Annotated in this window: 9 protein-coding genes and 2 pseudogenes; 3 read left to right on the plus strand and 8 right to left on the minus strand. The window is 71.7% G+C overall.

Going from position 1 to position 12,144, the window contains the following annotated elements; genetic code table 11:
• Window positions 1–166: 166 nt before the first annotated feature.
• The 3 genes and pseudogenes from ABZ924_RS19930 to ABZ924_RS19940 all read left to right on the plus strand — a co-directional run.
• Window positions 167–617: pseudogene (locus tag ABZ924_RS19930) on the plus strand (SDR family NAD(P)-dependent oxidoreductase); the annotation flags it as partial.
• 786 nt (window positions 618–1,403) lie between these two features.
• Window positions 1,404–2,363 carry a helix-turn-helix domain-containing protein gene (locus ABZ924_RS19935; RefSeq protein WP_361911136.1) on the plus strand — a complete coding sequence of 320 codons (960 nt, stop codon included), beginning with the start codon at window positions 1,404–1,406 and terminating at the stop codon, window positions 2,361–2,363.
• Complete coding sequence (locus ABZ924_RS19940) at window positions 2,360–2,536, plus strand: phosphatase PAP2 family protein (protein ID WP_361911138.1); 177 nt, start codon at window positions 2,360–2,362, stop codon at window positions 2,534–2,536. Before ABZ924_RS19935 ends, ABZ924_RS19940 begins: the two co-directional genes overlap by 4 nt.
• Window positions 2,537–2,740: 204 nt before the next feature.
• Here ABZ924_RS19940 and ABZ924_RS19945 read toward each other — a convergent pair whose 3' ends face one another.
• The 8 genes and pseudogenes from ABZ924_RS19945 to ABZ924_RS19980 all read right to left on the minus strand — a co-directional run bounded on the left by ABZ924_RS19945 (window position 2,741) and on the right by ABZ924_RS19980 (window position 11,666).
• On the minus strand, window positions 2,741–3,520 hold the full coding sequence (locus tag ABZ924_RS19945; RefSeq protein WP_361911141.1) for a TIGR03943 family protein: 780 nt from the start codon (window positions 3,518–3,520) through the stop codon (window positions 2,741–2,743).
• The gene (locus ABZ924_RS19950; protein ID WP_361911144.1) at window positions 3,517–4,563 is read right to left on the minus strand and encodes a permease; all 1,047 of its coding nucleotides are present in this window, start codon (window positions 4,561–4,563) and stop codon (window positions 3,517–3,519) included. The genes ABZ924_RS19945 and ABZ924_RS19950 overlap by 4 nt, the downstream gene beginning before the upstream one ends.
• Before the next feature lie 161 nt (window positions 4,564–4,724).
• Window positions 4,725–4,902: pseudogene (locus tag ABZ924_RS19955) on the minus strand (ATP-binding cassette domain-containing protein); the annotation flags it as partial.
• A gap of 242 nt (window positions 4,903–5,144) precedes the next feature.
• Window positions 5,145–5,708 (minus strand): hypothetical protein, encoded by a 564-nt coding sequence (locus ABZ924_RS19960; protein ID WP_361911147.1) that lies wholly within the window; start codon window positions 5,706–5,708, stop codon window positions 5,145–5,147.
• Between the two features lie 843 nt (window positions 5,709–6,551).
• On the minus strand, window positions 6,552–7,364 hold the full coding sequence (locus ABZ924_RS19965) for a phosphatase PAP2 family protein (RefSeq protein WP_361911150.1): 813 nt from the start codon (window positions 7,362–7,364) through the stop codon (window positions 6,552–6,554).
• A gap of 81 nt (window positions 7,365–7,445) precedes the next feature.
• Entirely contained in the window at window positions 7,446–8,426 is a 981-nt protein-coding gene (locus ABZ924_RS19970; RefSeq protein ID WP_361911153.1) for a YihY/virulence factor BrkB family protein, read from the minus strand.
• Window positions 8,427–8,450: 24 nt separating this feature from the next.
• Window positions 8,451–10,196 (minus strand): diacylglycerol kinase family protein, encoded by a 1,746-nt coding sequence (locus tag ABZ924_RS19975; RefSeq protein ID WP_361911156.1) that lies wholly within the window; start codon window positions 10,194–10,196, stop codon window positions 8,451–8,453.
• Window positions 10,197–10,832: 636 nt separating this feature from the next.
• Complete coding sequence (locus ABZ924_RS19980; protein ID WP_361911158.1) at window positions 10,833–11,666, minus strand: PIG-L family deacetylase; 834 nt, start codon at window positions 11,664–11,666, stop codon at window positions 10,833–10,835.
• Between the last annotated feature and the right edge of the window lie 478 nt (window positions 11,667–12,144).

Raw genomic sequence — 12,144 nt, forward strand, 5'->3', positions numbered from 1 at the left:
GTATCGACGCTCACTCGCCCTCGGCAGGCGGCCCAGCCGATCACCTCGTCCACATCGGACGGATGACGTGCTGGCCGAAGCAAGTTCCCCAACCCACGATCCCGCCAACGACCCACCCGCCGCGGCACATACCGTTGTAGTACCGGCCCCGTCTCAAGGGGAGCATGCGCGGGTGTTCGTGTCAGCGCGTTCTCTGGCAGCGGCGCAGAAGGTGGCCGATGAGGTGGCGGTGGACAGCGGCGCGAGAGTCGGGGCGTCCGCCTGCGATCTGGCCGACCCGGCCTCCATACGGGCCTTCGCGGAGGGGATCGCCGCCCACACGGACCGGGTGGACGTCCCGCTCCCGGGCGGACCCCGCGTTCTACGCGGCCAAGGCCGCCCAGGCCGGCTTTGCCGATGTCCTCCTCGCCCATCGGCTTCGGCCCGAGGGCATCCGTGTCATCTCGCTCTATCCGCCGGACTTCACCGACGGTGACCCGCTCCACCCCGCCTGGGATCACGCTGCCCGGAGCGCAGACAACCCGCTGACCGCCCAATCCGTGCTCGACTGCGTCCTGTTCGCGGTCGGGCAGCCGCGAGACTGCTTCATCCGCTCCTTCCACTTCAAGCAGATGTAGGCGCCCGCCCAGACCCCAGCACCCCCAGCGGCCCGCTGCGCGGCGGGCGGCCGGTGCGGGACAGACCCCCGTCCTATCCCCCACCGGCCGCCGGTGAACCTGCTTGGCCCTGTGCCCCGCTACGGGCGCGGTCGGTGATGTCCGGCTGCGTCTTTCGCGGCAGGCCGCCCGCGCGCAGGGCCTCGGCTGCGTGCTCCGGCATAGGGCCGGTCAGCGCAGGTCTGCCTCTGCCGCGCTGGTGGACTCACGTGTACCGGACGGCCTTCGTGGCTCCTGGCAGCGCTTCCTTGAGCCTCGTGCTGTGGTAACGGCAGGTGTGCACAGCCCTGTCGCTCTCCTCGAGGGTCTGCCGGTTGTGCTAGACGGGAGGAGTGCTATCGTCCGGCCGTCCCGAGGGCACTGTCGTTCAACGCGTCGGCGGTCTGAATCCGCGCCCGGCACGGCGATGACGCGGCCGTCTCTGCCGCGGCTGTGTCGGGGCCGACCGCGACGGCTAACGGCGCACCTGCCAAGGACGCAGCCGGCACGATCGCCGCAACGGCGACCCCTCGTCCGTTCGTCTTCGTCATCTCCAGCCTTCTTCGAACGCCCAAACCCATGCCCAGGCGAGTTCGGGCATACTGCCCGAACTCTGTGCCGGCTCCCCGGGAGCCGGGGCCGGGCTGGCCACCGTGAGTGACCTGGTGTGGGCCTGATCAGTGTTTCCGGGGTGAGTGAAACAGGGCGACGGTCCTGCGAGAAGATGTTTCGACCAGATTCGAAACGAACCTCGCCAGAGGCGGCAGCATGACCAAAATCTCTTTGAGCGCCCGCTCCCTGGCCGAAACCAGGTTCGTCATATCCCCCGTCATGCAAGCGGCTGCGATCCTGCACCCGCAGCGCCCGTCCGATCTGGTCCTGCCGGTCCAGCGACTACCGCTGCTCGAAGCAGTGCGCAGCGACATCCGCAGCTACGTCCCCGACTTTCTGACCCCGGCGCTTCCCGCAGCAGCCAATACGGGCGTCGCCGATGTGGACGCAGAGCTGCACCGCATCGCCACCACTCCCGCAGCCACCGTCGCCCGACAGCTGTCGAAACTCATCGACGCACAGGGCATCGCACCGACAGCGCACGTGCGACACCACCTGGAACAGGGTGAGCGGGCCATCGCTCAGCAGGCAGCCGATGAAATGGACGCCTTCTTCCGTACCGCCATCGCCCCGCGCTGGCCCGGCATCATCGCCGCGGCCGAAGACGACATCGAGCGCAGGGCCCGCCTCACGATGCGCCAAGGTCTGGGCGCTGCCCTGTGCTCCCTGCACCCGGGGATCCGCTACGACGGAGCCACATTGAGCCTGGCCAGCCCGGCCGCCCTCGATACGGAGCCCCACCTGGCGGCTCCGCTCATCCTTTTCCCTTCTCCCCTGGCGTCCCACTGGCTCCTCAACGCCGACCCCTGGCAGGAACGGCCGGCCTACCTCATCTACCCGGCAGGACGAACGATCGGCAACCCCACCCCGCATGGAGCGAAGTCCGCAACGCTCGCCCCCGTTATCGGACACACCAGGCTTCACCTGCTGACATCACTCGAGGCGCCCCGCACGACCACCGAACTGGCCGACAGCCACCGCCTGGCTCCATCCACTGTCTCCCACCACCTCAAAAGCCTCCTGCAGGCACGGCTCGTCTCACGTACCCGCACAGGAAAGCGCGTGTACTACCAGCGCACACCGCAAGCCACAGCCCTGATTCAGGCACAGAGGTGACGACGCCGTGGGCGGGCGCCGCGTGCGCGGTCCCGACGGTGCTGGTGGCCATCGAGCGGGTCCACAGCGGCGCCCACTACCGCTCCGACGTAGCAGCCGGCGCCGTGATCGGTGACGCGGCCGCCGCCATGGTCCGTGCGGCGCGCCGCCTCGTTCTCCGCTGCCGGCGATGACCAGGCCCGGTCGCCGGCCTACGAGCGGGTTGAGGGGAACAGTGAGCGCCCTGGAGCCGCCGTGTCGCGGCAGCGAGAGTCGGTGGCGGGCTCGCCCTCGGGCCATGGTGGGGAGGGCAGGAGAGACGGCGCCATGCTGGGGTCGTGCAGGGTACGGAAACGAGCCTGCGCGCGCATGCGCCGACGCCAGGGAGTCGAGGAGACTCAGCCGTCCGTGGGTGGCGCGTCGTGGTAGGGGTTACGCGGTTGGCCGACGGGCTTCAAGGCATCGACCTGCATCGTCGGGACGGGGTTCTCGGCAGCGACTTCATCGCCTGTCCACACGCCCGTGACCTCGACCCAGGTGTCGTTGTCGGGCGGCTTCACGCCGCGCATCTCCACCCGCAGGGTCCGCGCGTCGGCCGCGCAGCAGCTGAGCTTGAGGCGGTTGAGGTACCAGGTGTCCGGGGTCTTGCCGGCGGAGACGAATCCGAGCAGCCGGACCGTGCGGCCGCGGAGGGTCTTCGGCGCGTGCACGGAGCGTCCGATGAAATCCTCCAGGGCCATGGGTGTGGTCGGCGCGTCCGGCAGTTCCTCGTAGGCGGCCTGCTCGACGCCGGCCGCGGCCCCGTCCCGCGAGGCCGTGTACGAGCCGAGCGCCGGCGGGGCGATGAACATCAGGGTGAGGGCGGGCACGGCGAGGAGCCAGGCGACGTGCGGGGCACCCCCGTGCCCGTGGTCGACGTGCCCTTCTGCCTGAGGGTCCAGCGGCTGCCGCACGCGGCGCACCAGCTCGGCTCCCAGCCCCGCGAGGCCCAGGGCGAGCAGCAGGAATCCGGACGCGACGAGGTACGGCCGCAGTCCTTCTTTCACGTACCTGAGGTACACGTCGCTGCGCAGGGTGGTGTGCAGCAGTCCCGTGCCGGTCAGTGCCAGCAGGACGGGCGGACCGAGTCCGCTCAGCAGGCCGGGCTGCGCCACGTGGGTGGGGGGTCGTCCGGTCACAGGAGTACGCCTCCTACGAGTACGCAGCACAGGATCGCCACGACGAACGTGCCGGCGCAGAACCGCGCCGCGAACGCCCGTCCGAATGCCCCTGACTGCAGGGCGATCAGCTTCATGTCGACCATCGGGCCGACCACCATGAAGGTAAGGCGGGCGGTGGGCGAGAAGCCGGTGAACGAGGACGCGACGAACGCGTCCGCCTCCGAGCACACCGACAGGAGGACCGCGAGCGCCGCCGCCACCAGGACGCCCAGCCATGGAGAACCGGAGAAGGCTTCCAGGACGGAGGGCGGTACGAGGACGTTGAAGGTCGCGGCGGCCATGGCGCCGACCACCAGGAACCCGCCTGCCTGCAGGAAGTCGTGCTGCAGCCCGCGCCGAAAGGCCTCCAGCCGGCCCGCGCCGGGTGCGTGCTGCGCATGCCCCGTCGGCAGCCGCAGCCACTCCTCGCGACCCCACCGGATCCACAGCCAGCCCATGACGACCGAGGTGACGAGCGAGGCACCGAGCCGCGCGGCCACCATCTCCGGCTTTCCGGGGAACGCGATCGCCGTCGAGACGAGCACCACCGGGTTGACGGCGGGCGCGGCGAGCAGGAACGTCAGGGCCGCCGCGGGAGCCACGCCCCGGCGCATGAGACTGCCGGCGACGGGCACAGAGGCGCACTCGCACCCCGGCAGCACCACTCCGGCGGCACCGGCCACCGGAACGGCGAGGACGGGGTTGCGGGGCAGGATCTTGGAGAAGGCCCGGGCCGGGATGAACGCGCCGATGGCCGCCGAGACGACGGTGCCGAGGAGCAGGAAGGGTACGCCCTGCACGACGATGGCCACCAGCAGCGTCCGCCACGCCTCGAACGCCGAAAGCCCGAACCGCCGCTCCAGCCACGGTCCGGCGAGCACCGCGACCACCACGGCCCCGACCAGCACCGAGCTGACCCTGCCGCTCGTCACCCGGCGCCGTCGCCCCGAGTCGTCCTCGCCGCCATGCGGGCCGAGAGGACGGGGTGGTGCCATCGCCGCACTCGCTGAGCCCTCAACCATGCTGCGCCCTTTGCTCTTCATTCATCGAGGCGCGGGGGAATGCGCCCGGCCCGACCGGCAGGAGCCCGGCGCGAGCGGGGCTACAGTAGCTGACGAAAATCATATTCATCTACGGATCGGCGGTTTGAGCTGGACAAATGCCGTGTGCCCATGGTTTTCGACGCGGCCAGTTCCGCACGCGTGCGGGTGTGGATGCGGAGGCTGCGCGGGAGGGGGCTGCCCTCGAGCAAGGCCGTCCCGTCGCACACGGAGTGCAGGCCGGCCAGGCGCCGGCCCAAGGTGGTCTTGCCTCAGCCCGCGGCCGACCACGGCCAGGCACTCCCCCGGCGCGAGCGCCACAGTGACGTCGTGCAGCACTGGGACGGTGACGCGCGCGTTCCTCTGCCAGGCGGTCGGGTCCGCACCGCCACCCTGGTGCCACCCGGCCGGGGCATGGCGAGCCGCGCGGGGAGCGCGGGCCTGCCATCCTGAAGATCACGGCTTCCCGCCCCGAACATTGGCCGGGGCACCTGCCGAGGAGCGTCTCGGCGGGTGCCCGTCTCGTGCCCTGGTCGGCCGGCCGTGGGCGGGGGCGGGTGCCGCTACTCGGCGGCCTTGGCGCAGGTCACCTTCGCGAACTTCGAGGTGACGGTGTACGTGTCGTTGGGGACGCCGGTGAACTCGAAGAACCCGTCTTGGATGGTTTGGGTGGTCTTCACGACGGCGCCGGAGGAGTTCTTCAACGTGACCGTCTCTGCCACCGGGAATCCTCTGCCGGACACGCCGTAGGTCGTTCCCGGGCCCTTGGTCACGGTGCACTTGATCGCGGCCTCCTCGTCCGACACCCACTTCGGACAGATCGCCGTGGCCCGACGTCCCGTGGCGCTGTAGGTGTCGTTCGGCAGCCCCGTCACCTCGAAGAAGCCCCCTGTGATGGCTGTGGTCGTGCGCACCGTGGTCCCCTGTGAGTTCTTTACGGTGACGCGTTCGCCGGACCTGAACCCTTCGCCCGACACGCCGAACGTGTTGTTGGGGCCTTCCGAGAGGAAGCAGGTGGCGCTGGGTGCGGCCCGTTCCGCTGCGTCGGCCGTCATCACGGTGACGGTGGTCCACCCGCTGAACGCCACAGCGGCCACGACCGCGGTGGACAGGGTCTTGCTTCGCATGAGATGTCCCTTCCCTCAACTGAAGGCAGTCGCTTCGCCCGACGAGGGCCCCGCCCGCGCTCGCTCCCGGTCTCGCGGAGGAGTGTCGGCGGTGAACGTGTCTTCTTCAGGGAGCTCACTTCGGATCGGCAAGCCTCAGAGCCGACAGGTAATGTTCAGGGCCCCGGTTCCTGCCGGTGGCGGTTGAGGTGTCGGCGTCTTCGACCTCGGCGCGAGGAAGCGGAGTTGCTGACGACACGCGGAGGTCTGTGATCGCCCACACCCCCAGGGGCGGCCTCCATCCGCTCCCTACTATTCCACCGGGCGGGGCGGGTCGCATGTGGGCGTGGTCGGCGGCGCCGGGGAGCGCACCACGCACCGCAGTCGTACCGCCTGCACGCGCAGACCTCCCCAGGACCCGCGTGCGCCGGCCCGTGGCGGACCACTCCCCCGCCGGCCCGTCCGCGGCCGCATCCCGAAGGGCGACAGGCCACGCCAGTGTCACCCGCAGCCCGCCGGATCCCGACCCCAAACCGGTCGATCACCCGGACCTCGCCCGGCACGGCGAGCGGACCTGTGCCCGGCGGTCAGCCAGCGCAACAACGCCCCGAACGGACATGGCGCTCCCTTGTTCGAGACGGTTCTCCCTTGTTCGAGACGGTTGAAGGAGAGCCCCCTGGTCTGCGGGCCGGCTCCTGGTTCGGGTGGGCCTGTTCCCAGGCGGGCCGGAATGTGGGCGTCGAGGAATCCCACTCGGAGGCGGGGGCGTGGCGCAGCCGGGCGGCCGTGACGAGGCCGCCTCGGGTCGGCAGTTCGGCGGGCCGGTCCACCGGCAAGCTGCAGGCGGGCGTCGCCGACGGGTGGTCAGCGGCGGTCCCGGGGACCCACCGGCGGCTCGGGGTGTTCGGAGCGGATCTCCGGCTCCAGGCCCTGCGCGGGCGTGGTGCGGAGCCGTCCGACGTCCGCACGCCAGGCTTCGAAGGCCAGCGTCGTCCCCGTCACCACGGCCAGCCCGAGCAGCCAGCCCCCGACCACGTCGCTCACCCAGTGCACCCCGAGCGCGACGCGGGTGTAGCCGACACCCACCACCGAGACCGCCGCGAGCGCCCACGGCAGCAGACGCCAGCGGCGGGGCACCAGCGGCAGCAGTGCCAGCAGCAGCACCGCGCAGGAGGTGGTGGCCGTCATGGCGTGTCCGGAGGGGAAGGAGAACCCGGGCGCGTGGGAGACGGGGTCGGGCAGGTGCGGCCGGGCCCGTGCGACCACGTTCTTCACCAGCAGGCCGAGCAGGCCGCCGGCCGTCGCTGTGACGGCCGCCCACAGGGCCAGCCGTACGGCGCCGCGCACGAGGAGCCACACCACCAGCACCGCCACGAGCAGCCGCATCGTCACCGGATCCCACACCACGTGGGTCAGAAAGTCGAGCACCCGCACCCACCCGGGATGCTCCATCGCCGCCGTGTGCAGCCGCTCGGCCGCCCCGTGGTCCAGTCGGCTCAGCGGCGCCCACTGCGACTCGACCAGCACCACGGCGAGTGCGAAGGGCACCGATGCGAGGGCGGTCGCGGTCACCGTCGTCAGCAGCCGTGCGCCGAACCGGGCGTCGGGTCCCGAGCGGACGGAGGCAAGTCGGGCAAGTAGACGCCTCGGGGTGGACGGCCGTGCCGTGCGTGCCATGGTCGTGGTGCTTCCTTTCAGGTGTTCTCCGCCACGCGCCAGGGGCTGCCGCGCCCGGGGGTGTCCGGGCACGTCGCGCGTTCAGACGCCCGGATCCTCCGTGACCGGTTCGGTCACCCCGGCCCGTACGGCCTCCAACTGCGCGGCGAAGGCCAGCCCCAGGAACAGTGCCACGGAGGTCAGGTAGGACCACAGCAGCAGAGACACGAAGGCGCTGAGGGGCCCGTACACCGTGGCGAAGGAGCCGCTTGCACCGACGTACAGGCTCAGCCCCCACGTCGCCAGCAGCCAAAGCACCAGGTACACCGTCGCACCGAAGGCCAGCCAGGTGTAGCCGGGCTGGGTGCGGCGGGGTGAGAGGCGGAAGATGGCGCTGGTGGCGAGGAGGGCCAGCAGGATGCCCACGGGCCAGCGCAGCAGGTCCCAAGCGCGGAGGGTGACCGGGCTGAGGTGGTACACCTCGGCCACGGCGCGGCTGAGGTGGGCGCCGAGGACGGTGACGGTGAAGCTGAGCCCGAGCGGAAGGCCGGCGAGCAGGGACATGACCAGCCCTCGGGTGTACTTGCGCAGGAACGGCCGGTCGCGTTCCGTTCCGTAGATGCGGTTCGCACCCCGTTCCACCTGGCACAGCGCCGTGGTCACGTTCACGGTGGAGAACAACAGGCCGAGCCAGAGGGCGACTTGGCTTCCGTCGCCGGGCTGGTGCCGGCTCTGCGCCAGGGCGTCGTCCACCACTTCCTGGCTCGGCCCTCTCGCCAGCCGCCGTATCGTCAGCTCCGCTATCCGCCCGATGGCCTCGGTGTGCAGCGTGTCGGACAGTCCGATGACCGCGATGGCCAGCGGGACGATGGACAGCACGGTCTGCAGGGCCAGCGCTCTGGAGTGGCTGAAGCCGTCGGCGTACCGGAAGCGGATGAAGGAGTCCCGTACGAGGCTCCAACCGGCGTGGCGCCGCAGCGCAGCCACGGCCTCCTCGGCGGACAGCTCCTCGCCCTCCACCTCAGGCTCGGCCGGCACGGCCGCCACGTCCTGGCGTTGCGGTACGCGTGTCGCGGTTCCCATGCTCGTCACCCCCTGTCGAAGTCGTTACTCCATGACCCGGCGACCCGGCTCGGCCGCCGAGGGCGTGCGCGGCGGGAGCCAGATGCGCAGCGCGCCCGGTTCCACCTCCGCGCTGAGACGGGTGCCGGCGCCGATGACGTCGCCGTCGAGCTCGCGCGGCTGGGGCCGGGCGAAACGGATGTCGACGCGTACGGCGCTGAAGTACTCCAGCGCGCCGCCCGCCACGGTGCCGTACGCGCCGCCGGGCCCGGACACCGCCCGGCCGGGCAGCATGCGCGCCCCCAGATGTTTCGCCGCCGCGAGCCAGCCGCGGACTCCACGAGGGTCGAGCAGCACCACTTCCAGCCGACCGCTGTCGGGCCGGGCGTCGGGCAACAGGGGCAGCCCGCCCTGCAGACTGCTGACGTTGCCGATGACGACCATGCGGGCGCGGCGCTCCCGTACGGGGCCGCCGTCCAGGCGGATCGACAGGCGCATGCGGGAATCGCCGAGGTGGCGGGCGGCGGACAGGACATAGGCTGCCCAGCCGAGGCGTTCCTTCGCCCGTTCGGAGGCGTCGCCGACCATGGCGGCGTCGAAACCGGCTCCCGCCATGACGGTGAAGCGGGCCGACCCGAACCCGTCGGCCCGGATCCGGCCCGCGTCGATCCGCGCGGTCTGCCCGGACAAGGCCGCCTCCAGCGCCGCGCCCGGGTCGGCGGGCAGCCGCAGGTTGCGCGCCAGCAGGTTGCCGGTGCCGCAAGGAACCACCGCGAGCGGAATCCCCGTGTCGGCCAGCAGGTCGGCGCAGGCACGTACGGTGCCGTCCCCGCCGCAGACCACGACGAGGGCGGGGTCCTCATCGGCGATCCGCTCACCGAGGCCGCCGGCGGCGTGTTCGGCGGACGTCGCCGTCCACGTCTGGTCGGCGTAGCCGTGGCGGCGCAGGATGTCCCGCACGCGCTCGGCCAGTTCCGCTCCGCAGCCGTGCGGGTGGCGGACCACCACCGCCCGCCCGGTCGCACCGTCGTGGGAGGCGGCGCGGGCGGCCGGGAGGCTCTCCGTCGGGAGGCAGCCCGCCGGGACTGCGCCGAAGTCGGCACGCGCCGGCGGGCGTGGCCGGGCGGGCAGCAGCAGCGCGTGCGTCATGACGAGCAGGATGCAGGCGCCGTTGAGCAGGCCGCCCACCACGTCGGAGGGGTGGTGCATCCCCCGGTAGACCCGGGAGAACGCCACGAGCAGCGGAATCAGAAGCAGGGCGGTGACCAGGGCATGCCGCAGCCATCGTCGTTCGCCGCGCACACGGAGCGCGACGAGGACGGCGAGACCGCCGAACAGGGCCACCGACGCGCCGACGTGCCCGGACGGGAAGCTGGAGGTCGGCGGGGCGGCGTCCAGTTGCGGTACGTGCGGACGCGACCGTTCCACCACCATGGTGACCAGCAGGAAGACCGTCGACTGCGCGGCGACCGCTCCGGCCAGGAACACCGCCTCCCGCAGCCACCGCCCCCGCGAGCACGCCAGCATGGTGGCCACGGCGAGGAGGGTGAGGGCGATGACGCTCTGGGTGCCGGACAGCAGGGACAACCACTCCGAGAAGGGTGTGGCGGGCCCGCCGCGGTGCGCGGCGAGGCTGCGGTTGAGGCCGTCTTCCGCCGCCACGGGCCACTGGTCCGCCAGCGGACCGGTGACCATCAGGCCCACACCGACCATGAGTGCGGTCTGCAGGGGCAGCAGCCACAGTACGGAGAGGCGGCCCGGTCCCGCGGGCGCGCCGCGTTCAGTTCTCATTGACGGCGTGTTACCGGCCGCGGGCCGCTCATGCGTGTCGATTCACGACCCGTGGCCTGCCGCCGCGTCGGCGCGGGCAGTGCGCCCGATCAGTTCGGCGTTGCTGAGGTCCAGTGCCAGAGTGCCGGCCAGAGCGGCTCGGCGGCCGGGAGGGGCCGCGTTCCACGCACGGCCGCCCGCCCGGCGACCCGCGTACAGCGGGGTCCAGACCGCGCCGAACGCCCGGCCCGGAGGCTGCCAGCCAGGCCGGCATGCGCAGCCTCCGGTACCAGGAGCTGTCGGGGTCGACGGCGACGGAGCACACCCCGGCGGCCGCCGCGACGAGGACGGCGGATACGGCGTAGGACCGCCAGGCACCTGCCCGGCGCGTTCCGCGCCGGACGGGCGGACCGGACTCAGTGGATCGGCGCCGCGCCTCGCCGCAACCTCCCACCTCTCCCGGCCCGGGCAGCGTTACCCCGGGCTGCCCTTGGCGCACGCAACGCCCTCAATCTGACCTGGCTCCGCCCCAGCCATGCGCGGCACCTCCTCCCGGCGGCCTCAGTCAGCCGGAGGCCGGGTATGCAACGAGCCGGCGGGGGCGGGCGGCGGCCCGTCGGGCGAGCGGGCGAGCGGGCGGGCGGGCGGGCGGGCGGGTCAGCGCAGTCCGGCGAAGAGATCGTTCTCGGGTACGGGCGCGCCGGTGGAGTCCTTGACGCGTACGAAGGTCTCCATGCCCATCAACGCGCCGAACCTCTCCTTGCCCATCTTGAGGAAGAAGATGTTCTCGCCCTGACTGGCGTGCGCAGCCAGCGCATCGAACTTCTGGCCGCTGAAGGCGGTGGTGTCCACCCAGGTGGTGATCTCGTCGTCGGGGAGGCCGATCTCCGCCAGCGCTGCGGCCTCGGCGGGGTCCGGCGCCGGCATGTCCTCGTGGAACTCGCGCATGACCTCCCCGAACCGCTGCATCGTCGAGCGGGGCACCGTCGTCCAGTACACCTTCGGTGTCAGCGCGGTCATCTCCAGCGCCGCCATCGTGATGCGGTGGGCCTGGATGTGGTCGGGGTGGCCGTAGAAGCCGTTCTCGTCGTAAGTGACGACCACATCGGGTCGGTAATGCCGCATCAGTTCGGCAAGTCGGGCTGCGCCCTCCTCCACGGGGGTCTGCCAGAAGGATCCGGGGGCGTCATTGCTCGGCCAGCCCATCATCCCTGAGTCCGCATAGTCCAGCGTTTCCAGATCGCTGACCTTCAGAACCTCACAGCTCGCCTTCAGTTCTTCACCGCGCATCAGGGCGACGGCCGCCGGATCGTGCCCGGGGTCACCGGGCTTGACACCTTCCGGACCGTCACCGCAACGGCCGTCGGTACACGTGACGAGAACCGTGCGGATGCCTTCCGCCGCGTACCGCGCGAGGACCCCTCCGGTTCCCGTGGCCTCGTCGTCGGGGTGGGCGTGCACTGCCATGAGCGTCAAGGGTCGGTCAGTCATGAAAAACAATCCTCCTGCAGGGATACTTCTTCGTCCGAGGACGCGGCCGGTATGCCGCGATCACTTCACCTCAGTCGATGCAACCGCGTTCGCCGGCCCGGCTGTTCCCCGGTCCCGCCTCATCGGCGGCACGGCCCCCAGGCGCGCCGTGGTTCGCAGGTGCCGTTGGTGCAAGAGCGGAGCAAGCGGCCGGCCGAGACGGTCTCCAGGAGGCCCATCGCCCAGCACATCGGGCAGCCGCGCAGAACGGCCAGGGCGGCGTTGGCGAGGAGCAGACTCGCCGGGCCGACGAGCGGCAGCGGGGCCGGCGATCCGATGAGCGCGCCGTTGCGGGGCGGGGTTTGCCGTCGTGGTCGCCCTCCCGCCGACCAGCGGCCGGTGCCGTCACCGCGGCTCCGACGCGCTCGGCTCTCAGGCGCAGCAGACACCGTCCTCGGCGGACCGCACGGTGCCGCCGGACGCGTCGTTCCCGTCCGGC

Origin of the sequence: Streptomyces sp. NPDC046876 (assembly GCF_040645035.1) — a bacterium.
In the GTDB taxonomy this organism is placed as follows: Bacteria; Actinomycetota; Actinomycetes; order Streptomycetales; family Streptomycetaceae; genus Streptomyces.

Excerpts from the sequence above, each read along its gene's own strand:
- ABZ924_RS19935 (WP_361911136.1), top strand. The coding sequence starts at position 1,404 with ATGACCAAAATCTCTTTGAGCGCCCGCTCCCTGGCCGAAACCAGGTTC.
- ABZ924_RS19950 (WP_361911144.1), bottom strand. The coding sequence starts at position 4,563 with ATGGTTGAGGGCTCAGCGAGTGCGGCGATGGCACCACCCCGTCCTCTC.
- ABZ924_RS19960 (WP_361911147.1), bottom strand. The coding sequence starts at position 5,708 with ATGCGAAGCAAGACCCTGTCCACCGCGGTCGTGGCCGCTGTGGCGTTC.
- ABZ924_RS19965 (WP_361911150.1), bottom strand. The coding sequence starts at position 7,364 with ATGGCACGCACGGCACGGCCGTCCACCCCGAGGCGTCTACTTGCCCGA.
- ABZ924_RS19970 (WP_361911153.1), bottom strand. The coding sequence starts at position 8,426 with ATGGGAACCGCGACACGCGTACCGCAACGCCAGGACGTGGCGGCCGTG.
- ABZ924_RS19975 (WP_361911156.1), bottom strand. The coding sequence starts at position 10,196 with ATGAGAACTGAACGCGGCGCGCCCGCGGGACCGGGCCGCCTCTCCGTA.
- ABZ924_RS19980 (WP_361911158.1), bottom strand. The coding sequence starts at position 11,666 with ATGACTGACCGACCCTTGACGCTCATGGCAGTGCACGCCCACCCCGAC.